Origin of the sequence: Citrobacter sp. ANG330, assembly GCF_047467925.1 — a bacterium.
Classification (GTDB): domain Bacteria; phylum Pseudomonadota; class Gammaproteobacteria; order Enterobacterales; family Enterobacteriaceae; genus Citrobacter_A; species Citrobacter_A amalonaticus_G.
The window spans coordinates 1-21,473 of sequence record NZ_JASJUI010000002.1; the positions used below are offsets into that span (position 1 = coordinate 1).

Here is a 21,473-nt window from a genome sequence, read left to right on the forward strand (position 1 = left end):
ATGGATGGCATGAATGGCCGCTGGTGCTGTTTACGGTACTCGGCCAGTGCGTCGTGGGCGCGCTGATTGTCTGTGGAGCAGGCTGGTTGGCGATGAAAGACGATGCTGCCGCCCGGCAGCGTCTGGTTCGCAGCATGTTCTTTCTCTGGCTGGTAATGGGGCTGGGTTTCCTGGCATCCATCATGCACCTGGGATCGCCGATGCGGGCATTCAACTCACTCAACCGCATTGGCGCATCCGGGTTGAGCAATGAAATCGCCGCGGGTTCCCTCTTTTTCGCCGTAGGCGGAATCTGGTGGCTGATCGCCGTTCTGGGTAAAATGCCACCCGCACTGGGCAAACTCTGGCTGCTGGTCAGCATGGTACTGGGGATCGTCTTCGTATGGGCAATGACCCGCGTTTACCTGATCGATACGGTGCCGACCTGGTATACTGGCTATACGACACTGGCGTTCTTCATGACGGTGTTGCTTAGCGGCCCCCTGTTCGCAGCATTACTGCTGCGGGCGTCCCGCGTCACCTTTAATGGAACCCTGTTCGCCAGTATCAGCGTGCTGGCGCTGCTGGTCAGCGTAGCGGTTATCGTCCTGCAAGGCATGTCGCTGGCGACGATTCACAGTTCGGTTCAGCAGGCTTCTGCGCTGGTGCCGGATTATGCCTCTTTGCAGGTATGGCGCGTAGTGCTGCTTGCCGCCGGTCTCGGCTGCTGGATATGCCCGCTGGTGCGCCGTAAAGAACCGCATGTCGCCGGGTTGCTGTTAGGGTTGCTCCTCGTGCTCGGCGGCGAAATCATTGGCCGCGGCCTGTTTTATGGCCTGCATATGACCGTCGGTATGGCGGTGGCAGGTTAACGAATCCGTGCGGGGAAACCCGCACTTTTCAGGATGTTTCAGATGACTGATTTTACTCAACGTGATGATTTTGCGATGACGGCACGCGTGCTCGGGGCTCTGTTTTACTACGCCCCCGACAGCGCCGAAGCCACTCCGCTGGTGTCGGCGTTAACCGCTGATGGCTGGCAGGCACAATGGCCGCTGGCAGCAGAGACACTGGCCCCGCTGGCGACTGATTTTACACGCGACAGCGAAGAATCCCTTCCCGAGGCATTCCAGCGTCTTTTCGTGGGGCCGTATGCGTTACCGTCACCGCCCTGGGGATCCGTCTGGTTAGATCGTGAAAATGTCCTGTTTGGCGAGTCCACGCTGGCCCTGCGTCAGTGGATGCGCGATAACGGTATTCACGTCGAGACAGAGCAAAATGAACCCGAGGATCATTTTGGCTCATTGTTGCTGATGGCGGCATGGCTGGCTGAAAGCGGTCGACACCGCGAATGTGAACAACTGCTGGCGTGGCATCTGTTTCCCTGGTCATCGCGCTTTCTTGAGGTATTTATTGAGAACGCTGGGCATCCTTTTTACCAGGCGCTCGGTAAACTGGCCCATCACACCCTGGCACAGTGGCGGTCTCAGTTGCTCACGCCGGTGGCAGAAAAAACGCTGTACCGCTAAACTTCTGAAGGCAGGTTTTTCCTGCCTTTTCTGCTATCTGCATTATCCTAAAATGTTACACCGTCACTTTTATTTCAGGTTTTTAAGACAATTCTTTACATACCCGGCTTAACCTTTACGCCATAAGGCTCAATTGCTTTTGGCGATTCATCGTCTGCGAATCTAATTTACCGCCACGCTGGAATCCTTCCCAACCTGTTGCTATAGCTCAAAACACCCTGCCGAAACATGGCATAACAACATGCGACGATTTTTCGCCGCCATAACGCATGCAAACAGGGAGACACACTGCAATGCACACATCCACGTTAACACGCGTGCTGGGCTTTAGTTTTGTCATCATTCTGCTACTGACGCTGCTGGTCTGGGGAATTGGCATAGACACCCTGAAAGCGCGTCAGGTCGATTTACTTTATCTCGGTCAACAGCACCTGATTTTAGTCCTTACCTCAATGTTCTTCGCCCTGCTGGTCGGCATTCCAGGCGGTATCGTGCTCAGTCGCCCCGCCGCCAGAGGCGTTGCCGAATATGTCATGCAGATTTTCAATATTGGCAATACGTTACCTCCGCTGGCCGTTCTCGCGCTGGCAATGGTCGTTATCGGGATTGGCGACCTGCCTGCCATCATTGCGCTGTTTCTGGCGTCACTACTGCCTATTGTACGTAACACCTATACGGGGCTGCGTTCTGTTCCGCCGTCACTGATTGAAGCGGCAAACGGCATTGGTATGACGAAATGGCAACGGTTGCGTCAGGTCGAAATCCCCAATGCCTGGCCAGTGATGCTTTCCGGGATCCGCATTGCCACGGCGATTAACGTGGGTACGGCCCCGCTGGCGTTTCTGATTGGCGCCAGCAGCTACGGCGAACTGATTTTCCCTGGCATCTATCTTAACGACTTCCCGACATTGATTCTGGGTGCCACCGCTACTGCACTGTTCGCCCTGATCCTCGACTGCCTGCTCGCCTGGCTTGGGCGTGTTATGAGCCCGCACACGGCCTGATGGCAACGATAAAAACAAGGAGCGATCAATGAAACATACGAAAAAATGGCTGGGATGGCTCGCCGCCGCACTGTTCATCAGCACACAGGCCCAGGCGGCTCCCCTTATTCTGGCAACCAAAAGTTTTACCGAGCAGCACATTCTCTCGGCCATGACCGTTCAGTATCTGCAAAAAAAAGGATTTCAGGTTCAGCCGCAGACCAATATCGCCACAGTGATCTCACGTAATGCGATGATCAATAAGCAGATTGATATGACGTGGGAATACACCGGCACGTCACTGATTATTTTCAACCACATCAATAAGCGTATGAGCCCGCAGGAGTCGTACGACACGGTAAAACGTCTTGATGCCAAACTGGGCCTGGTCTGGCTGAAACCGGCAGAGATGAACAACACCTACGCCTTCGCCATGCAACGCAAGCGTGCCGAAGCGGAGAACATCAATACTATGTCAGAGATGGTGGCGAAAATTGAACATATCCGCCAGACCGATCCCGATAACAACTGGCTGTTGGGACTCGACCTGGAGTTTGCCGGACGCAGCGACGGGATGAAACCGTTGCAGCAGGCCTATCAGATGGATCTCGACCGACCGCAAATCCGTCAGATGGACCCCGGACTGGTCTACAACGCCGTGCGTGATGGCTTCGTAGACGCTGGTCTCATCTACACCACTGACGGTCGCGTGAAGGGTTTTGATCTCAAAGTACTGGAAGATGATAAAGGTTTCTTCCCAAGTTACGCTGTCACGCCTGTGGTGCGCAAAGATACGCTTGAGGCCAATCCGGGACTCGCCGAGGCGCTCAATACCCTCTCTGCTCAGTTGAACAATGACGTGATCAGCACCCTGAATGCGAAGGTCGACATCGATCATCAGTCACCGCAGCAGGTCGCTCGTGAATTCCTGCAACAAAAGAACCTGCTGTAAGGAGCGCATATGGATACGATTCACTACATGACAGAGAACGCAGGTTATCTGGCGACGCTCACTTTTCAGCATCTTTGGCTGGTGGCGCTGGCGGTTGGGCTGGCGATTGTGATTGGCGTGCCGTTGGGGATCCTGATTGTCCGCCACAAATGGCTGGCAACCCCGGTTCTGAGTATCGCCACGCTGCTGCTGACGATTCCCTCCATCGCCCTGTTCGGCCTGATGATCCCCCTGTTTTCGCTGATCGGTCACGGTATTGGCGCACTGCCTGCAATTACCGCCGTGTTTCTTTACTCGCTGTTGCCTATCGTGCGAAACACCCATACCGCGCTGGACAGTATTCCGCCTGGCTTACGTGAAGCGGGCCGCGGAATTGGCATGACGTTCTGGCAGCGTCTGCGCTGGGTGGAGATCCCGATGGCACTACCGGTAATTTTCGGTGGGATCCGCACTGCGGTGGTTATGAATATCGGCGTAATGGCGATTGCTGCGGTCATTGGCGCTGGTGGTCTGGGATTACTGTTACTGAACGGCATCGGCGGCAGCGACATCCGTATGCTTGTTGCCGGCGCATTAATGATTTGTCTTTTAGCCATTGTGCTCGACTGGCTGTTACACCGCCTGCAAGTCGTCCTGACACCTAAGGGGATACGATAATGATAAAACTGGAAAACCTCACCAAACAATTTTCGCAGAAAAAGGGACAGCCGCTGAAGGCCGTCGATAACGTCAATCTGAACGTACCAGAAGGCGAAATGTGCGTATTGCTGGGGCCGTCGGGCTGCGGCAAGACCACTACCCTGAAGATGATTAACCGCCTGATTACGCCAAGTAGCGGCAACATTCTGATTAACGGCGAAAATACCAATCAGATGGATACCGTGACCCTGCGCCGCAACATTGGCTATGTGATCCAGCAGATTGGCCTGTTTCCAAATATGACAATTGAAGAGAACATCACGGTCGTTCCACGTATGCTGGGCTGGGACAAAGCCCGTTGTAAAAGCCGTGCCGAAGAGCTGATGGAAATGGTGGCGCTGGATGCGAAGAAGTTTCTGCATCGCTATCCGAAAGAGATGTCCGGTGGTCAGCAGCAGCGTATTGGTGTCATTCGCGCCCTGGCAGCGGATCCGCCGGTTCTGCTGATGGATGAGCCGTTTGGCGCCGTCGACCCCATCAACCGCGAAGTCATTCAGAATCAGTTCCTTGACATGCAGCGCGCACTGAAAAAAACCGTGATGCTGGTGAGCCATGATATCGATGAAGCCCTGAAGCTCGGCGATCGCATTGCCGTCTTTCGCCAGGGGCGCATCGTCCAGTGCGCCAGCCCGGATGAGTTGCTTGCCAAACCCGCCAACGATTTCGTCGGCTCATTCGTCGGTCAGGACCGCACGCTCAAGCGTCTGCTGCTGGTTTCGGCGGGCGACGTGACCGATCAGCAACCGACGCTGACCGCCAGACCCTCTACGTCGCTGAATGACGCCTTTGGCATTATGGATGACCATGATATTCGCGCGATTACCGTGGTCGATGTCGATGGTAAACCGCTGGGCTTTGTGAAACGCCGCGAAGCGCGACAGGCTACCGGCACCTGCGCCGATATTCTTCATCCCTTCCGCATTACCGGCAAGGCCGAAGATAACCTGCGTATTGTGCTGTCTAAACTGTATGAAAGTAATACCAGCTGGATGCCGATCGTTGACGAGGATGGCCGCTACAACGGCGAGATCTCACAGGATTATATTGCCGATTATCTCAGCTCGGGACGCACCCGCCGGGCGCTGAACATTCACGAAAGCAATTAATTGCGAAAAAAAAGGGGAGCCATCAGGACTCCCCGTTTTTATAATGTGCCCATCAGGCAGAGATTCTGTCTACTGACAGCGCGCTCCCCAGCATTGAGAGACGAATATACTGCCCCAGCTCACGCTGCTCGGCACGCGGCAAATAAGGCAGTTCACCAATCAAAGGCGCAGGCAGCTTTTTGCTGAGAACATCGATAATTTCCGCATAGTGCGCCAGACCCGGGTTGATACGGTTGGCGACCCAGCCGAGCAGCGGTAAGCCGTCGTTAGCAATGGCCTGGGCTGTCAGTAGCGCATGATTAATGCAACCTTCCTGAATCCCCACTACCATCAATACCGGTAATTGTTCCTGCACCACCCATTCGGATAATGGACGCAGATCGTTCATCAGGCTGCGCCAGCCGCCGGTGCCTTCAACCACAACGTGATCAACTTTCTCGCTCAGACTAGCCAGCCCGTTAGACAGTAAGGTGTAATTGATCGGGCAACTATGGGCTACGCTACTTTCATCTTCGCTGAGTGCGATGGGGTTCACGACCTCATAGGGTAAATCCAGCGTTGATACGTTTTGCAGTACCAGCGCATCCCGGTTGCGCAACCCTTCAGGGGTTTCTTTGCTGCCCTTCGCGACCGGTTTATATCCCGCTACGCTTTTACCACCCGATGCTAACGCTTGTAGCAATGCGCGGGAAACAACCGTCTTCCCGACAGAAGTGTCTGTACCTGTAATAAAGAAACGCTTCAGCATCACCAACTCCACCGTTATGCTTCGAAAATATAAGCCAGGAAAATAATACAGTGGAGAAAGTCTAAGGTATGCCAGGTAGAATCAGCTTGAGTTAGCGCAATTTTTGGTAGAACAGTTTAAAAATGTTAACCCTGTAATAGACGAATCAACAAAGAACCATTATACATCGCGTCTTTTACCAGCGCGGCCCCTGCCATTGTTCCCTGATTAGAAAACTGCGTGCTCTCCACAACCATATTTTTGCTGTAGGCCGGTAGCGCCTGCTGACGAATGCTGTCCGCAATGGCCGGGAACAACACATCAGCCGCCTGGTTGAGCGGCGATCCAATCAGTATTTTTTGCGGGTTAAACAGATTAACCATGATAGCGAGGATACGGCCGACGTGGGTTCCCACGCCGCTAATAATGTCTTTAGCCAACAGATCGCCCTGTATCGCCGCCTGACACAGCGAATCGACCGTCAACGGCTGGCCGTGGAGCATGGAGCTCATGGATTGCGTCAGTCGCAGTTGCGCCAGTTCCAGCACGCTTTCCACACTGGCAATGGTTTCCAGGCAGCCATGGTTGCCGCAGTAGCAGCGCTTTCCGTAAGGATCGACCTGGGTATGACCAATCTCCACCAGGCTGCTGCTGCCCGCATGCAGTAAATGACCGTCGGTGATCACCCCGGCCCCGACGTTATGATCGATAACTACCTGAATCACATCTCGTGCACCGCGAGACGCGCCAAAAAGCGCCTCTGCCATCGTCCAGGCGCTGATATCATGCTGAATATAGACCGGCACACCGGTGTGTTGCGCGAGCGTATCGCCAAGCGGCATCTCTTTCACATCGGCATAAAACGGCATGCGATGCACGATCCCGTTCTCGGTATCGATAATACCGGGTAAGGTAATGGCAATAGAGGTCAGACGTTCGAGCTTTTGCTGATGGCGAATAAAAAACTGATCGACCAGCGTAAGAATACGCGTCAACAGCGGCATCTCATCATTCAGCGGCAGTTCAAGACACTCTTCCACCACCAGTTTGCTGCTGAGATCGCGCAGGGCGAGAAAAATTTCCCCACGACTGATACGAAGGGATAAATAGTGCCAGGCTTCTGTTTCCACAACCAGACCGACCGCAGGGCGTCCACGACTACCGGCTTCTTTAATCTCCAGTTCCTGGACCAGGTGCGCTTCAAGCATTTCGCGCACTATCTTTGTGATGCTGGCGGGCGCCAGCTGCGCAAGACGCGAAAGATCAATACGCGATACCGGTCCCAGCTGATCAATCAGGCGGTAAACGGCCCCCGCATTGGTCTGCTTTATTTGATCGATGTGCCCAGGCTGACTATCAGCAACCACCTCTGACTCCCTTTATTTTCGCGCTCCGAAATAATCTGTAGGCTATGGTGAAGTACTTCAATACACAACGTCAACTTTTTACTTAGCCGTGTGATTAACTGCACATTTTCAGTCGTTATTAAATTAATTTAAGCACGCCTGACGGCCTGAATGAGTTGCTGCCGAAAGCGCAGCGCCGCCTGACTCTGTTCATGATGCGCCGACCAGACCAGCCACATTTCCGAGACGGCATCGTCTTCCGCAATCGGTACCCAGCACATCTCATTGAGCTGCACTTTTTTAAACGACGCCGGCAGTATCGACACGCCCAGGCCGGCAGCGACCAGTCCGATAATGGTCATTGCCTCACCGACTTCCTGAGTAATCATGGGTGTCAACTGATAGCGGCGCATCATGCCGAGGATATCGTCATAAAGACCGGTTCCAACGTGCGGATCAAAGAAGACAAACGGTTCTTTCGCCAGTTCAGCCAGCGTGACCACCGGCTTTTGCGACAACGGATACACTCGCGGGATCATCGCCATCAGCGGTTCATGCAAAATCACCTCATGATGTAAGCTCTCTGGTAACGGCGTATTGCGCATCAGCCCCAGATCCAGCGCCCCTTCACTCAACGGTGCCAGCTGCTCGCGGGTGTTCATTTCACGGGTCTGCAAATGCATGCCCGGGTATTGCTGCCGGAACAGCGACAGGGTATCCGACACCGCACGGATAAACGGCGCCGAGGAGGTAAAGCCGATTCGCAGTTCTCCGGCCTCACCCTGATGCAGACGCTCCGCACGGGCGGCGGCATCGTTGACCAGGCCAAGGATCTGGCGGCTGTCGGCAAGAAACTGCCTGCCTGCGGCGGTCAACGCGACGCTACGGTTCGTTCGCGCGAGCAGACGTGCGCCGACCTGTTGCTCAAGCATCTGAATTTGCTGGCTTAGCGGCGGCTGCGAGATGTTCAGCCGGGCCGCGGCGCGCCCAAAGTGCAGTTCTTCCGCCACAGCGACGAAGTAGCGAAGGTGACGCAGTTCAATATTCATATTTTAAAAGTATTATTTAAGACTATTAATATATTAGACAGAATATTTGGGTTTTCCTACTCTATTTAACAAGGTTATGCCCGTCCCCTCAAAACACGGGTTTGTTGCGCAAGGATTTCCAGTGAGTCGTACAACTACAGTCAATGACGCCACGGCGAGCGATATTGACGACCAACGCATTTCTCAGCCGGTTCAGTTTATTCAACGCGGTACTTCTGCCTTCATGCGCGTCACGCTGGCGCTCTTTTCTGCCGGACTGGCGACCTTCGCCCTGCTTTACTGCGTTCAGCCTATTTTGCCGGTGCTGTCCCATGAGTTTGGCGTGTCCCCCGCCAGCAGCAGTATTTCACTGTCGATCTCCACTGGCATGTTAGCCGTTGGCCTGCTGTTTACCGGCCCGCTATCGGATGCCATTGGGCGCAAACCGGTCATGGTGACCGCGCTGCTCCTCGCTTCCTGCTGTACGCTACTTTCAACGATGATGACCAGTTGGCACGGCATTCTGGTGATGCGTGCGCTGATTGGCCTTTCACTCAGCGGCGTGGCGGCGGTTGGGATGACCTATCTGAGTGAGGAGATCCATCCCAGCTTCGTCGCGTTCTCAATGGGGTTGTACATCAGCGGAAACTCGATTGGCGGGATGAGTGGACGTTTAATCAGCGGTGTGTTTACTGATTTCTTTAGCTGGCGCATTGCGCTGGCTGCCATTGGCTGCTTCGCACTGGCATCGGCCCTGATGTTCTGGAAAATCCTGCCGGAATCACGCCATTTCCGTCCGACGTCGCTGCGCCCCAAAACACTGTTTATTAACTTCCGACTCCACTGGCGCGATCAGGGGCTGCCGCTGTTGTTTGCCGAAGGTTTTCTGCTGATGGGGTCGTTTGTCACCCTGTTTAATTACATCGGCTATCGCCTGATGCTTTCACCGTGGGAACTCAGCCAGGCGGTGGTAGGCTTGCTTTCTGTCGCCTATCTGACCGGTACCTGGAGTTCGCCGAAAGCCGGTTCGATGACAGTGCGCTACGGGCGCGGCCCGGTAATGCTCTTCTCCACCGCCGTGATGCTGATCGGTCTGCTAATGACCTTATTCAGTTCGCTGTGGCTGATTTTCGCCGGCATGCTGCTCTTTTCTGCGGGTTTCTTTGGCGCTCACTCTGTCGCCAGTAGCTGGATTGGTCCGCGTGCGCGTCGCGCCAAAGGCCAGGCCTCTTCGCTGTATCTGTTCAGTTACTATCTGGGATCCAGTATCGCCGGTACGCTCGGTGGCGTGTTCTGGCATAACTATGGCTGGAATGGCGTCGGGGGATTTATCGCGATGATGCTGGTGTTGGCCATTCTGGTTGGTACACGTCTGCATCATCGTCTTCACGTCTAGCCTGAAAGAAAAGCCCGGGGTCACCGGGCTTCTCGTCTCTCGACCAACAGTGGTTACCAAATTCCTAAGATTGATGAATACCCCATCAATTCTCTGACGGCATCCAGCGCCAGAAGAGCAAAGACAACCCAGTGGAGTGGATTCATTTTGCTGTGTGTGTTTATTGTTATTGAACGGGTACGATGTTCCCGTCGGCTACTATAAAAAAGGCTATCGATTAACATAACTACCCATTATGGTGGGGAGCTCAACCTGCCCGTTTTGTCGAAGAGGTTACATGGATAACAAAAACTATCAACAACTTGCTCATACCTTCCTGCGGCTCTCCCGCTTCTCTCACCTTTCTGCCATCGCCAGTTGGGATATGTTTACCATGATGCCGCCAGGCGGCAGCGCAGCACGGGGTGAAGCGCTGGCAGAACTGAGCGTACTGGAACATCACGTCCTGACCGAACCGAAAGTGGCGCAATGGCTTGCCGCTGCTGCCGCGGAGGATCTCAATGATGTGGAGCAGGCCAACCTGCGGGAAATGACGCGACTGCATACCCAGGCCGCGCTTTTACCGGCGTCGCTGGTAGAGGCCAAATCTCTCGCCGGGAGTCGCTGCGAGCACGCCTGGCGCAGCCAGCGTCCTGCCAACGACTGGCAGGGATTCTCTGCGAATTTAAAAGAAGTCGTGAAATTGAGCCGCGAAGAGGCCAGACTGCGCGCCGAGGTGAAAGGTTGTTCGCCCTATGACGCACTGCTGGATATTTACGAGCCGGACATGACCAGCGCACAACTGGATAGCCTGTTTGCCGATCTCAAATCATGGCTGCCGGACCTGCTCAGCCGCGTGGTTGCCAGACAATCGAAACAGTCGTTGGTGGCCCCCGTCGGTCCCTTCCCGACAGCCATTCAGCGCGAGCTGGGGCTGGAGACGATGTCTGTGCTCGGTTTTGATTTTAACGCCGGTCGCCTGGATATCAGCGCGCATCCATTCTGCGGCGGCGTGCCGGAAGATGTGCGGATCACGACACGCTATGACGAAAACGAGTTACTCAGCGCCCTGTTTGGCGTGATTCACGAAACCGGACACGCCCGCTATGAGCAAAACCTGCCGCGTAACTGGCTGGGTCAACCGGTTGCCCTTGCCCGCTCCACCGCGATCCACGAATCCCAGAGCCTGTTTTTTGAAATGCAGGTAGGTCGCAGCAATGCGTTTTTAAGGCAGTTGCTACCTGCCGTGAAGCGCCATTTTGGCGATCAGCCCGCCTTTGAAGAACAAAACTTTATCGCCTGGAACCAGCGGGTAAAACCCGGTTTTATCCGCGTGGATGCAGATGAGGTCAGCTACCCGGCACACGTCATCCTGCGCTATGAAATTGAACGCGCCTTAATCAATGGCGACATTGAGGTGGAGGATATTCCGGCTTTGTGGGATGAAAAAATGCAGGCATGGCTGGGCTTGTCGACAAAAGGGAATTATCGCGACGGCTGCATGCAGGATATTCACTGGACCGATGGCGGGTTTGGCTACTTCCCTTCTTACACATTGGGCGCGATGTATGCCGCACAGTTGTTCAGCGCCGCGAATCGCGCGTTACCGGGGCTCAGTCAGCAGATTGCCGATGGCGATTTCAGTGCGCTGTTTGACTGGCTGCGCCAGAATATCTGGCAGCACGGCAGTCGCTTTACTACGGAGCAATTGATCACTCAGGCGACAGGAGAAGCCCTGAGCAGCCGCCATTTCCGCGCCCATCTTGAATCTCGCTATTTGTAAATAACCTTGCCGGGCCGCTGTGCCCGGCTTTGTACATATCGTTACACGCCGAAACCAATGACTCACGGAAGCCCTTTCATTCCAGCGATATAGTCATTTCAACGGCCCCGCAGTGGGGTTGAATGAAAAACCAAATCGAGGGTATGAGAATGAAAAAAGTATTAGCTCTGGTTGTTGCCGCTGCTATGGGTCTGTCTTCTGCTGCGTTTGCCGCTGACACAACAACAGCACCGGCTGCCGCACCTGCTGCAAAAGCGGCTCCGGCAAAAATTACCCACCATAAAAAACATCACAAAGCGACTACCCAGAAAGCGCCTGAACAAAAAGCGCAGGCCGCTAAAAAACACCCGAAAAAAGCCCAGGCCACCACTGAGCAAAAAGCGCCAGAGCAAAAGGCACAAGCCGCGAAAAAGCACACCAAAAAACACAGCCAAAAGCTGGCCGCTAAACCTGCAGCTCAACCCGCCGCTTAAGTCCTGAAACGGTAAACTGGCGCGCCCCCTCGCGCCATTCTTCAACGGCGCTGAACGCCTTTCCGGTTTAGCGCCGTCTTTTCGGAGGTAACAGGGTGCGCCGTTATCGTTTTGAGTTCATTCTTATCACGCTTATTTTATGTGCCCTCATAACAGCCCGCTTTTATCTTTCCTGATCGTAGTACTCTGATTTTACTCTCACTTTCCCACCGTTGCGTCTATAGTTATGGCTGAGGGTTCTCTTTTAATAATCATAATTACCCACACAGAGTGTGATATGCGTAAAACCGTTGCTGTATTACTGGGTTCGTTGTGCTTTTCATCGGGTATTGCGCATGCGGATAAGCCTGAGGCGGATACCGGAACCAGTGAAGTCAAAACGTTATTTTTTGGTCAGGACGATCGCGCGCCGGTGAGCAATCCTACGCAATCGCCGTGGGATGCTATCGGGCAACTGGAAACCGCCAGCGGAAACCTGTGCACCGCGACGTTGATCTCCCCGCATCTGGCGCTTACCGCCGGACACTGCCTGTTAACGCCCCCTAAAGGGAAACCGGATAAAGCCATGGTGCTGCGCTTTATCTCGCAAAAAGGGCTCTGGCGTTACGAAATACATGGTATTGAGGGTCGGGTTGATGCGGGTCTGGGAAAGCGTCTCAAACCCGATGGTGACGGCTGGATTGTGCCGCCGGCTGCCGCACCGTGGGATTTTGGTCTCATTGTTTTGCGCTATCCCCCTTCCGGCATCACGCCGTTACCGCTTTTTGAGGGTGATAAAGCCGCGCTGACTGCTGCGCTCAAGGATGCGGGGCGTAAAGTGACGCAGTCAGGATACCCGGAAGATCATCTGGATACGCTCTATTCTCATCAGGATTGTATCGTCACCGGCTGGGCGCAAAATTCTGTTTTATCACATCAGTGTGACACCCTGCCGGGCGACAGCGGCTCACCGCTTATGTTGAAAACCGAGGCGGGCTGGCAGTTGATTGGCGTACAGAGTTCCGCGCCAGCGGCAAAGGATCGCTGGCGGGCAGATAATCGGGCAATTTCAGTCACCGGTTTTCGGGACAAACTGGCGACGCTGGCGGAGCAGCAATAGGATTTCACGCTGCCCGCCACCGCGGGCAGCAGGACGTCACGCGAGCTTAATCATCACCATGCCTGCGAGCAGCAGGATGACGCCGATCCAGCCTTTGTGATTTAAACGCTGACCAAACAGTATCCAGCCAGCGGCCAGCGTCGCGGCGATACCAAATCCACCCCACAGCGCATACGCCACGGACAGATCAATGCCTTTTACCGCCTGAGAAAGCGCACTAAACGCGGCGAGAACCGCAACCAGCGAGAGAATGCCGTACAGTTTGCGGCGAAAACCGTCAGAGAATTTTAAAAAGACGTTAGCCACGATTTCCAGCACGATCGCCATCCCAAGCCAGGCGGCGTGAACCCATTCAAACTGTTGCATGGGACACCTCTTTCGCTGACTTACGTGGTTTGCGGGTACCGGATTTAATCAACACAATCCCCAGAACCAGCGTCACCAACCCGGCAATTTTCATCACCGACAAGGGTTCGTCAAATAACAGCACGCTAAACAGCGTAATAAATAAAATACCGATACCTTCCCACAGGGCATACGCCACACCAAGGGCAATTTTTTTTACGGCAAAAGAGAGAAAAATATAGGAGGCCGCGATCATCACCAGCATTAAAATAAATCCGCTGTGACCCTCGCTCACGCTTGCCCATTTCATCGACAATGTGCCGGTAATTTCAGCGGCAATCGCCAGACCTAATAAAATCCAGTAAAACATGATACTTCTCCTGCTTGAGAATATAATCCTTTGGGCTTGCCGGATGCAGCAAACCAGAAAATAAAATCAGTTAGCTAAACGCGCAGCGTTAGCTCGACAGAAGAAGGGACTACAGCGCGTTACGCCAGTGCTGCTCACCTGCCAGCAGGAAAGAGGAGGAAGTGCGAAGAAGAGTTTGGGTAGAAAAAAACGTCCTGAACATATTGTCCATAATATTACAATTATCCGCAGTGTTGCTTCTCGTCATCGCGGATGATAATTGTCCTCGGTAGTTGAACACGCCTGATTTGTACCATAGGCCAGGAATTAACTCAAAACCTTTTCACTTCTTTACCCGAATCGGTTGATTTTTTTCGGGACGACTCGACAGCAATCACATTATTATACGCGGCAAGCAAAAAAATACAGGACGCTCCATGGCAAAACCAATCATCACGCTAAACGGTCTCAAGATCGTCATTATGCTGGGAATGCTGGTGATCATTCTTACCGGTATCCGTTTTGCGGCGGATATTATTGTTCCCTTTATTCTGGCCCTGTTTATTGCCGTTGTCCTTAACCCTCTGGTACAGCGGATGGTGAAACTGCGCGTTCCCCGCGTGCTGGCGATCTCTTTACTGGTGATCATTATCGTTATGGCGATGGTCCTTCTGCTGGCCTACCTCGGAACGTCTCTTAACGAACTGGCGCGCACGCTGCCCCAATATCGTTCCTCACTGGTCATCCCCCTGAAAAATCTCGAGCCCTGGCTCGTTCGACTGGGGATCGGTGTTTCTGTGGATGAGATGGTGAAGTACATCGATCCCAATGCGGCCATGACGCTTATCACCAATTTGTTGACGCAGTTAACTAATGCCATGTCGTCAATATTTTTGCTACTGCTGACGGTGGTATTTATGTTGCTGGAAGTGCCGCAACTGCCCACTAAATTTCAGCAAATCATGATCCGTCCAGTTGAAGGGATGGCGGCCATTCAACGCGCCATTGATAGCGTATCGCATTATCTGGTGCTGAAAACGGCAATCAGTCTGGTCACCGGGCTGATCGTCTGGGGCATGCTGTCCGCGCTGGATGTCCGTTTCGCCTTTATCTGGGGATTGCTGGCCTTTGCGCTGAACTATATCCCGAATATCGGTTCGGTGCTGGCTGCGATCCCCCCTATCATCCAGGTGCTGGCGTTTGGCGGCCTGTACGATGCGCTGGTGGTGCTGGCGGGTTATCTCATCATCAACCTGGTGTTTGGTAATATCCTTGAGCCTCGCATCATGGGACGTGGTCTGGGGCTGTCTACACTGGTGGTGTTTTTGTCGTTGATCTTCTGGGGTTGGCTGTTAGGTCCGGTGGGTATGCTGTTGTCAGTACCGCTGACCATTATCGTCAAGATTGCACTGGAACAATCTGTTGGCGGGCAAAGTATCGCCATCCTGCTAGGCGACGCAAACAAAGAGTGATGAAAATAGAAACGGCCTGCGCAGAGGCCGTTTCACTTATACGCCGATTACAGCGATTTCAGAATCGCATCCACGCTGGCTTTGGCATCGCCAAACAGCATATGGGTGTTCTCTTTAAAGAACAGCGGGTTCTGCACGCCGGCGTAACCGGTATTCATTGAGCGTTTGAAAACGATAACGTTCTGCGCTTTCCAGACTTCCAGCACGGGCATACCGGCAATCGGGCTGTTTGGATCATCCTGCGCCGCCGGGTTGACGGTATCGTTCGCACCAATGACCAGCACGGTGTCAGTATCGGCGAAATCATCGTTGATTTCGTCCATTTCCAGCACGATGTCATAAGGCACTTTCGCTTCCGCCAGCAGTACGTTCATGTGGCCTGGCAAACGTCCCGCCACCGGGTGGATGCCAAAACGGACCTTGATGCCGCGCGCACGCAGTTTCTCGGTAATTTCCGCCACCGGATATTGCGCCTGCGCGACCGCCATGCCGTAGCCCGGAGTGATGATCACCGTTTGTGAGTTTTTCAGCATCTCTGCGGTCTCTTCCGCACTGATCTCACGATGTTCACCCACTTCTTCATCGCCACTGGAGGCCGTACCATCTGTACCAAATCCTCCTGCAATCACGCTGATGAATGAGCGGTTCATCGCCTTACACATGATGTAAGACAGAATCGCCCCCGAAGAACCCACCAGCGCACCGGTCACGATCAGCAGGTCGTTGCTCAGCATAAAGCCCGCCGCCGCTGCCGCCCAACCGGAGTAGGAGTTCAGCATAGAGACTACGACCGGCATATCCGCACCGCCGATGGAGGCAACCAGATGCCAGCCAAATGCCAGCGCGATAATGGTCATCACCAACAGCGCCAGAACCTGCAGCCCCACGCTTTCGGTACGGACAAAGACCACCAGCAGCAGGAAAGAGACCACCAGCGCTGCGAGGTTCATTTTGTGACGATTCGGCAGCATCAGCGGTTTAGAAGAGATCTTGCCGCGCAGTTTGCCAAACGCCACCACCGAACCGGTGAAGGTCACCGCACCGATGAAGATGCCCAGGAACACTTCGGTCAGGTGAATATTGACCAGAATCGGCTCAAGGCCCGCTTCGTGATACAGATAGCTGTTAAAGCCGACCAGCACCGCCGCCAGACCAACAAAGCTGTGCAGAATCGCCACCAGTTCCGGCATTTCGGTCATTTCGACTTTCTTCGCCAGACGAATACCAATCGCGCCGCCAATGATCATCGCCACCAGAATCCAGGCAACGTTGCCTGTATCCGGGCCAAAAATCGTGGCAATCAGCGCAATCGCCATCCCGGCAATACCGAAGTTGTTACCCTGCTGAGACGTTTCATGTTTTGAAAGTCCCGCCAGGCTGAAAATAAACAGGATCGCGGCAACAATGTATGCAGCTGTAACTAATCCTCCAGACATGTGTTACCCCTTAGTTTTTCCGGAACATTTTCAGCATGCGCTGAGTCACGGTGAAGCCACCGAAAATATTGATGCTGGCAATCAGTACCGCGATAAAGCTCAGGAAGCTAACCCAGCCGCCCTGGCCAATCTGCAATAACGCGCCAACCACGATGATCCCTGAAATGGCGTTGGTCACGGACATCAGCGGCGTATGTAGAGCATGAGAAACGTTCCAGACCACGTAGTAGCCCACCACGCAGGACAGGGCAAACACCGTAAAGTGACCGAGGAACTCTTTTGGCGCGACGTCTGCCAGCCAGCCGAACAGAATGATCACCAGCGCCATCAGCGCGTATTTACGCCACGGCGATGCCGGTTTCTCCGGCTCTTTTGCGACCGGCGCGGCTTTCGCGGCGGCCTGTGGCTGCGCAGACACCTGGATCGGCGGCGCAGGCCAGGTAATTTCACCGTCACGCACCACCGTTACGCCACGCACGACCACGTCATCGAAATCAACGGTGATATTACCGTCTTTCTCTTTGCACAGTAGTTTGAGCAGATTAACGAGGTTGGTGCCGTAGAGTTGCGAAGACTGTGTCGGCAGACGCCCAGGCAAGTCGGTATAGCCGATCACCTTAACACCGTTAGCCGTGGTTGTGACCTGATTGGCAACCGTGTATTCACAGTTACCACCGTTTTGGGCGGCCAGATCGACAATGACACTGCCCGCTTTCATCGAATCAACCATTTCACGGGTGATCAGCTTCGGTGCCGGTTTGCCCGGGATCAACGCGGTAGTGACAATAATGTCGACCTCTTTTGCCTGTGCGGCAAACAGCGCCATTTCCGCTTTGATAAACGCTTCGGACATCACTTTGGCGTAACCGTCACCGCTGCCCGCTTCCTCTTTGAAATCCAGTTCAAGGAATTCAGCGCCCATACTCTGGACCTGCTCTTTGACTTCCGGGCGGGTATCAAAGGCACGCACAATTGCGCCCAGGCTGTTCGCCGCACCAATGGCGGCAAGACCCGCAACCCCTGCCCCAATCACCATAACCTTGGCAGGCGGCACTTTACCCGCCGCGGTGATTTGCCCGGTAAAGAAGCGACCAAACTCGTGCGCTGCTTCCACGATCGCCCGATAACCGGCAATATTCGCCATTGAGCTTAAGGCATCCAGCGACTGCGCACGTGAAATACGCGGAACGGAATCCATCGCCATCACCGTGACATTACGCTCGGCGAGCTTTTGCATTAACTCTGGATTCTGCGCAGGCCAGATGAAACTAATCAGCGTGGTGCCCGGATTGAGTAACGGAATTTCCTCATCTTCAGGTGCGTTGACCTTCAGAATGATCTCTGATTGCCAGACTGCGCTGCTATCGACAATTTCCGCGCCCGCTTCTACAAAAGCCTTATCGTCAAAACTCGCCAGTCCACCCGCGCCGCTCTCTACCGCGACGGTGAAACCCAGCTTTAGCAGTTGCTCAACCGTTTTCGGCGTTGCTGCTACACGGGTTTCATTGGTAAACCGTTCTTTTGGTATGCCAATTCGCATAATGTTCCCTTCCATCGGTATTTTTGATGATGGTTTGCCAGTTAACGTGAAATTACACAGGCAATTCCACGCAGGAGGTATAGGTTACCCCGGTAAAATAAAACAGTAACAAACTCCATATAACGTACTGAAAATAGCGCCTGTGATCTAGCGCCAAAAAACAGTATTTGTCGGTTTATCAGCAAAACAGGAACGATTCAGCCCTCTGGCCGGGATAATGACCTCCAATTCCCTACGAAAGGCCCATAAATCGCTCAGAGAACGCAGCAAAACATGATTAAGCGCCACCGCAGATCAACTAATTAACATTAAATTAACTTATAAAATTCAGTCTGTTCATCAGTTTTTACTGTGAAATGACCATTTTTTCGACATATCATAATTTGTTATCGACCTTGTGACCTCATCTGCTGTGTCGATTGAAAAATCACGCAGACAGTCACCGGGTTTAAATGCAATAATCAGCCACGTTTCTAGTCAATAACAATACCAGTACCTGGTTTGCGCAAGGCGAAGGATTATTTTTATGAAGCTTAAGAACACTCTCCTGGCGTCCGCACTTCTTTCTGCGACGGCTTTTTCCGTAAACGCAGCAACAGAATTGACGCCGGAGCAAGCGGCAGCACTGAAACCTTACGACCGTGTCACGGTCACAGGCCGTTTTAATGCGATTGGCGATGCGGTGAAGGCCGTTAACCGCCGCGCAGATAAAGAAGGCGCCGCCTCATTTTATGTCGTTGATACATCTGATTTTGGTAACAGCGGTAACTGGCGTGTTGTTGCAGACTTCTACAAAGCCGACGCCGAGAAAGCGGAAGTCAGCAAAAACCGCGTAATCAATGGCGTGGTGGAATTGCCGAAATCAGAAGCGGTGATGCTGGAACCGTTTGATACCGTTACGGTACAGGGTTTCTACCGTAGCCAGCCGGAAGTCAATGACGCCATCACCAAAGCTGCACGTGAAAAAGGCGCGTACTCCTTCTATATCGTGCGTCAGATTGATGCAAACCAGGGTGGCAACCAGCGTATAACCGCCTTTATCTACAAAGAAGATGCGAAGAAACGCGTAGTGCAGAGCCCTGATGCGATCCCGGCAGATTCTGATGCTGGTCGCGCCGCGTTAGCCGCCGGCGGTGAAGCCGCGAAGAACGTCGAAATTCCAGGCGTCGCCACCACCGCGTCTCCGAGTTCTGAAGTGGGCCGTTTCTTCGAAACACAATCCACTAAAGGCGGACGTTACACTGTCACCCTTCCGGATGGCACCAAGGTCGAAGAACTCAATAAAGCCACCGCAGCGATGATGGTACCGTTCGACAGTATCAAGTTCACTGGCAATTACAGCAGCATGACCGATGTCTCTTATCAGGTCGCTAAGCGTGCCGCGAAGCAAGGGGCTAAGTATTATCACATCACCCGCCAGTGGCAGGAACGTGGTAATAACATGACCATCAGCGCCGATCTGTATAAGTAACGCGCTCCGGTTGTAAAAATAAGGCGGCTTTATGCCGCCTTCTGACTGCTGACAAAGAAGGATAAAACGTGGTTTTTCCTTCTTTGTGGTTATCAGCCGAAAATCAATAAATTGATTTTCCTTGTTTTTAATGAGGTGATCTCTGCTTATCCTGTGTTGGAATGCGGTTTGTCATCACTCTCAAGGCGGCTTTATGCCGCCTTTCGCTTTATTAGTCACAAATATCCCGCTTGCCATTGCATGCAGTCTCTTCTCTCCGTAAAATCCCGCGCCTTAGTGGCTTTCACCATTTTTATGCGCTTTGCCACAATAATTATTCTCCATCGATCGTTTGTACCACGGGATAACCATGGAAAAAAAACTGGGACTGAGCGCGCTCACCGCGCTGGTTTTAAGCTCAATGCTTGGCGCAGGTGTTTTCAGTCTGCCGCAGAATATGGCCGCTGTCGCCAGCCCGTCGGCATTACTTATCGGCTGGGCGATTACCGGGGCCGGGATATTGCTGCTGGCGTTTGCCATGTTGATTCTGACCCGTATTCGCCCCGAACTTGACGGTGGTATCTTCACCTATGCCCGCGAAGGCTTCGGTGAGCTGATCGGTTTTTGTTCTGCCTGGGGTTATTGGTTATGCGCAGTAATTGCCAACGTCTCCTACCTCGTCATCGTTTTCTCTGCCCTCAGCTTCTTTACCGATACGCCGTCGTTGCGTCTGTTTGGCGACGGCAATACCTGGCAGGCCATCGTGGGCGCCTCGGTGCTGCTGTGGGTGGTGCACTTTCTGGTGCTACGCGGTGTGCAGACGGCAGCCAGCATCAATCTGGTGGCGACGCTGGCTAAATTGCTGCCGCTCGGTCTGTTTATCCTGCTGGCCTTTATGGCGTTTAAGCTTGAAGTCTTTAGCCTCGACTTTACCGGTCTCGCGCTGGGCGTCCCGGTCTGGGAACAGGTTAAGAACACAATGCTCATCACGCTGTGGGTTTTCATCGGTGTGGAAGGTGCGGTGGTGGTTTCAGCGCGGGCACGCAACAAGCATGATGTGGGTCGCGCTACGCTGCTGGCGGTGCTCTCCGCGCTTGCCGTTTATCTGCTGGTCACCCTGCTCTCGCTTGGCGTGGTTGCCCGTCCAGAACTGGCAGAAATCCGTAACCCGTCAATGGCGGGCCTGATGGTCAAAATGATGGGACCGTGGGGTGAGATTATCATTGCCGCGGGGCTGATTGTCTCCGTTTGTGGTGCCTATCTGAGCTGGACGATTATGGCGGCGGAAGTCCCGTTCCTTGCCTCAACGCATAAGGCCTTCCCACGCATTTTTGCCCGTCAGAATGTGCAAGGCGCGCCATCGGCTTCGCTGTGGCTCACCAACCTCTGCGTTCAGGTCTGTCTGGTGCTGATCTGGCTAACCGGTTCGGATTACAACACACTGCTGACCATCGCCTCAGAGATGATTCTGGTCCCCTATTTCCTCGTCGGCGCCTTCCTGCTGAAAATCGCCACCCGTCCGCTTCATCAGGCGGTAGGTGTCGGTGCGTGCATTTATGGCTTATGGTTATTGTACGCCTCTGGCCCGATGCACCTGCTGCTCTCCGTGGTGCTTTATGCGCCGGGTCTGCTGGTGTTCCTGTATGCACGCAAAACGCATACGCATGATAACGTGTTGAACCGACAGGAAATGGTTCTGATTGGTCTGTTGCTGGTTGCCGCCGTACCGGCGACCTGGCTGCTGGTGGGGTAAACGCACCCCATCGTTTGACGCTAATAGCCTGATTTGCAGGCGCATGAGG

The 21,473-nt window shown here is 53.7% G+C and carries 22 protein-coding genes; 14 read left to right on the forward strand and 8 right to left on the reverse strand.

Annotation, left to right across the window (positions count from 1 at the left end):
- The 6 genes from QNN88_RS05675 to osmV all read left to right on the forward strand — a co-directional run.
- A partial coding sequence (locus QNN88_RS05675; protein WP_414239359.1) for a dimethyl sulfoxide reductase anchor subunit family protein occupies positions 1-851 on the forward strand: 851 nt, incomplete at its 5' end.
- 42 nt (positions 852-893) lie between these two features.
- Complete coding sequence (gene dmsD / locus QNN88_RS05680; RefSeq protein WP_414239360.1) at positions 894-1,508, forward strand: Tat proofreading chaperone DmsD; 615 nt, start codon at positions 894-896, stop codon at positions 1,506-1,508.
- A gap of 293 nt (positions 1,509-1,801) precedes the next feature.
- Positions 1,802-2,512 (forward strand): osmoprotectant ABC transporter permease OsmY, encoded by a 711-nt coding sequence (gene osmY, locus QNN88_RS05685; protein WP_414239361.1) that lies wholly within the window; start codon positions 1,802-1,804, stop codon positions 2,510-2,512.
- Between the two features lie 28 nt (positions 2,513-2,540).
- Positions 2,541-3,443, forward strand: a complete 903-nt coding sequence (gene osmX, locus QNN88_RS05690) for an osmoprotectant ABC transporter substrate-binding protein OsmX (RefSeq protein ID WP_414239362.1) — start codon at positions 2,541-2,543, stop codon at positions 3,441-3,443.
- Between the two features lie 9 nt (positions 3,444-3,452).
- Positions 3,453-4,100: an osmoprotectant ABC transporter permease OsmW gene (osmW, locus tag QNN88_RS05695; protein WP_414239363.1), complete on the forward strand. Its 648-nt coding sequence runs from the start codon at positions 3,453-3,455 to the stop codon at positions 4,098-4,100.
- Positions 4,100-5,248, forward strand: a complete 1,149-nt coding sequence (gene osmV / locus QNN88_RS05700; protein ID WP_414239364.1) for an osmoprotectant ABC transporter ATP-binding protein OsmV — start codon at positions 4,100-4,102, stop codon at positions 5,246-5,248. The genes osmW and osmV overlap by 1 nt, the downstream gene beginning before the upstream one ends.
- 52 nt (positions 5,249-5,300) lie before the next feature.
- Here osmV and bioD read toward each other — a convergent pair whose 3' ends face one another.
- The 3 genes from bioD to QNN88_RS05715 form a co-directional block, all read right to left on the reverse strand.
- Positions 5,301-5,996, reverse strand: coding sequence for a dethiobiotin synthase (bioD, locus tag QNN88_RS05705; RefSeq protein WP_414239365.1), 696 nt, complete (start codon positions 5,994-5,996; stop codon positions 5,301-5,303).
- A 125-nt stretch (positions 5,997-6,121) separates the two neighbouring features.
- Entirely contained in the window at positions 6,122-7,342 is a 1,221-nt protein-coding gene (gene mlc / locus QNN88_RS05710; protein WP_414239366.1) for a sugar metabolism global transcriptional regulator Mlc, read from the reverse strand.
- A gap of 128 nt (positions 7,343-7,470) precedes the next feature.
- Positions 7,471-8,370: a LysR family transcriptional regulator gene (locus QNN88_RS05715; RefSeq protein WP_414239367.1), complete on the reverse strand. Its 900-nt coding sequence runs from the start codon at positions 8,368-8,370 to the stop codon at positions 7,471-7,473.
- Between the two features lie 121 nt (positions 8,371-8,491).
- On the opposite strand from QNN88_RS05715, the gene QNN88_RS05720 reads away from it, so the two are divergent.
- Positions 8,492-9,745, forward strand: a complete 1,254-nt coding sequence (locus QNN88_RS05720) for an MFS transporter (RefSeq protein WP_414239368.1) — start codon at positions 8,492-8,494, stop codon at positions 9,743-9,745.
- Between the two features lie 53 nt (positions 9,746-9,798).
- Here the strand turns inward: QNN88_RS05720 and QNN88_RS05725 are convergent, their stop codons facing one another.
- Positions 9,799-9,969, reverse strand: coding sequence for a KPN_01571 family protein (locus tag QNN88_RS05725; RefSeq protein WP_414239369.1), 171 nt, complete (start codon positions 9,967-9,969; stop codon positions 9,799-9,801).
- A 53-nt stretch (positions 9,970-10,022) separates the two neighbouring features.
- Here QNN88_RS05725 and QNN88_RS05730 point away from each other — a divergent pair, with 53 nt between their 5' ends.
- The 4 genes from QNN88_RS05730 to QNN88_RS05745 all read left to right on the forward strand — a co-directional run bounded on the left by QNN88_RS05730 (position 10,023) and on the right by QNN88_RS05745 (position 13,079).
- Positions 10,023-11,507 (forward strand): carboxypeptidase M32, encoded by a 1,485-nt coding sequence (locus QNN88_RS05730; protein WP_414239370.1) that lies wholly within the window; start codon positions 10,023-10,025, stop codon positions 11,505-11,507.
- Positions 11,508-11,656: 149 nt separating this feature from the next.
- Positions 11,657-11,980 carry an acid resistance repetitive basic protein Asr gene (gene asr, locus QNN88_RS05735; RefSeq protein ID WP_414239791.1) on the forward strand — a complete coding sequence of 108 codons (324 nt, stop codon included), beginning with the start codon at positions 11,657-11,659 and terminating at the stop codon, positions 11,978-11,980.
- 95 nt (positions 11,981-12,075) lie between these two features.
- Positions 12,076-12,156 carry a hypothetical protein gene (locus QNN88_RS05740; protein ID WP_414239792.1) on the forward strand — a complete coding sequence of 27 codons (81 nt, stop codon included), beginning with the start codon at positions 12,076-12,078 and terminating at the stop codon, positions 12,154-12,156.
- A gap of 101 nt (positions 12,157-12,257) precedes the next feature.
- Entirely contained in the window at positions 12,258-13,079 is an 822-nt protein-coding gene (locus QNN88_RS05745; RefSeq protein ID WP_414239371.1) for a trypsin-like serine peptidase, read from the forward strand.
- 36 nt (positions 13,080-13,115) lie between these two features.
- Here QNN88_RS05745 and mdtI read toward each other — a convergent pair whose 3' ends face one another.
- Both mdtI and mdtJ read right to left on the reverse strand, forming a co-directional pair.
- A complete protein-coding gene (gene mdtI / locus QNN88_RS05750) occupies positions 13,116-13,445 on the reverse strand; it encodes a multidrug/spermidine efflux SMR transporter subunit MdtI (RefSeq protein ID WP_414239372.1) in 330 nt (109 codons plus the stop codon).
- Positions 13,432-13,797 (reverse strand): multidrug/spermidine efflux SMR transporter subunit MdtJ, encoded by a 366-nt coding sequence (gene mdtJ / locus QNN88_RS05755; RefSeq protein ID WP_414239793.1) that lies wholly within the window; start codon positions 13,795-13,797, stop codon positions 13,432-13,434. Before mdtJ ends, mdtI begins: the two co-directional genes overlap by 14 nt.
- 413 nt (positions 13,798-14,210) lie before the next feature.
- Between mdtJ and QNN88_RS05760 the strand changes: the two genes are divergently transcribed.
- Positions 14,211-15,245, forward strand: a complete 1,035-nt coding sequence (locus QNN88_RS05760) for an AI-2E family transporter (RefSeq protein WP_414239373.1) — start codon at positions 14,211-14,213, stop codon at positions 15,243-15,245.
- 47 nt (positions 15,246-15,292) lie between these two features.
- Here the strand turns inward: QNN88_RS05760 and pntB are convergent, their stop codons facing one another.
- Together pntB and pntA are read right to left on the reverse strand one after the other, a co-directional pair.
- Positions 15,293-16,681, reverse strand: coding sequence for a Re/Si-specific NAD(P)(+) transhydrogenase subunit beta (gene pntB, locus QNN88_RS05765; RefSeq protein WP_414239374.1), 1,389 nt, complete (start codon positions 16,679-16,681; stop codon positions 15,293-15,295).
- A 10-nt stretch (positions 16,682-16,691) separates the two neighbouring features.
- Positions 16,692-18,221, reverse strand: a complete 1,530-nt coding sequence (gene pntA / locus QNN88_RS05770; protein WP_414239375.1) for a Re/Si-specific NAD(P)(+) transhydrogenase subunit alpha — start codon at positions 18,219-18,221, stop codon at positions 16,692-16,694.
- A 526-nt stretch (positions 18,222-18,747) separates the two neighbouring features.
- On the opposite strand from pntA, the gene ydgH reads away from it, so the two are divergent.
- Both ydgH and QNN88_RS05780 read left to right on the forward strand, forming a co-directional pair.
- Positions 18,748-19,692 carry a DUF1471 family protein YdgH gene (gene ydgH, locus QNN88_RS05775; protein ID WP_414239376.1) on the forward strand — a complete coding sequence of 315 codons (945 nt, stop codon included), beginning with the start codon at positions 18,748-18,750 and terminating at the stop codon, positions 19,690-19,692.
- A 349-nt stretch (positions 19,693-20,041) separates the two neighbouring features.
- Entirely contained in the window at positions 20,042-21,424 is a 1,383-nt protein-coding gene (locus tag QNN88_RS05780; RefSeq protein WP_414239377.1) for an amino acid permease, read from the forward strand.
- The last annotated feature ends 49 nt before the right edge of the window (positions 21,425-21,473 follow it).

Coding starts and splice junctions, on each gene's coding strand:
- asr (WP_414239791.1), top strand. CDS start 11,657: ATGAAAAAAGTATTAGCTCTGGTTGTTGCCGCTGCTATGGGTCTGTCT.
- QNN88_RS05760 (WP_414239373.1), top strand. CDS start 14,211: ATGGCAAAACCAATCATCACGCTAAACGGTCTCAAGATCGTCATTATG.
- osmX (WP_414239362.1), top strand. CDS start 2,541: ATGAAACATACGAAAAAATGGCTGGGATGGCTCGCCGCCGCACTGTTC.
- QNN88_RS05745 (WP_414239371.1), top strand. CDS start 12,258: ATGCGTAAAACCGTTGCTGTATTACTGGGTTCGTTGTGCTTTTCATCG.
- QNN88_RS05730 (WP_414239370.1), top strand. CDS start 10,023: ATGGATAACAAAAACTATCAACAACTTGCTCATACCTTCCTGCGGCTC.
- QNN88_RS05715 (WP_414239367.1), bottom strand. CDS start 8,370: ATGAATATTGAACTGCGTCACCTTCGCTACTTCGTCGCTGTGGCGGAA.
- bioD (WP_414239365.1), bottom strand. CDS start 5,996: ATGCTGAAGCGTTTCTTTATTACAGGTACAGACACTTCTGTCGGGAAG.
- dmsD (WP_414239360.1), top strand. CDS start 894: ATGACTGATTTTACTCAACGTGATGATTTTGCGATGACGGCACGCGTG.
- QNN88_RS05725 (WP_414239369.1), bottom strand. CDS start 9,969: ATGTTAATCGATAGCCTTTTTTATAGTAGCCGACGGGAACATCGTACC.
- mdtI (WP_414239372.1), bottom strand. CDS start 13,445: ATGCAACAGTTTGAATGGGTTCACGCCGCCTGGCTTGGGATGGCGATC.
- QNN88_RS05780 (WP_414239377.1), top strand. CDS start 20,042: ATGGAAAAAAAACTGGGACTGAGCGCGCTCACCGCGCTGGTTTTAAGC.
- pntA (WP_414239375.1), bottom strand. CDS start 18,221: ATGCGAATTGGCATACCAAAAGAACGGTTTACCAATGAAACCCGTGTA.
- osmY (WP_414239361.1), top strand. CDS start 1,802: ATGCACACATCCACGTTAACACGCGTGCTGGGCTTTAGTTTTGTCATC.
- osmW (WP_414239363.1), top strand. CDS start 3,453: ATGGATACGATTCACTACATGACAGAGAACGCAGGTTATCTGGCGACG.
- osmV (WP_414239364.1), top strand. CDS start 4,100: ATGATAAAACTGGAAAACCTCACCAAACAATTTTCGCAGAAAAAGGGA.
- pntB (WP_414239374.1), bottom strand. CDS start 16,681: ATGTCTGGAGGATTAGTTACAGCTGCATACATTGTTGCCGCGATCCTG.
- ydgH (WP_414239376.1), top strand. CDS start 18,748: ATGAAGCTTAAGAACACTCTCCTGGCGTCCGCACTTCTTTCTGCGACG.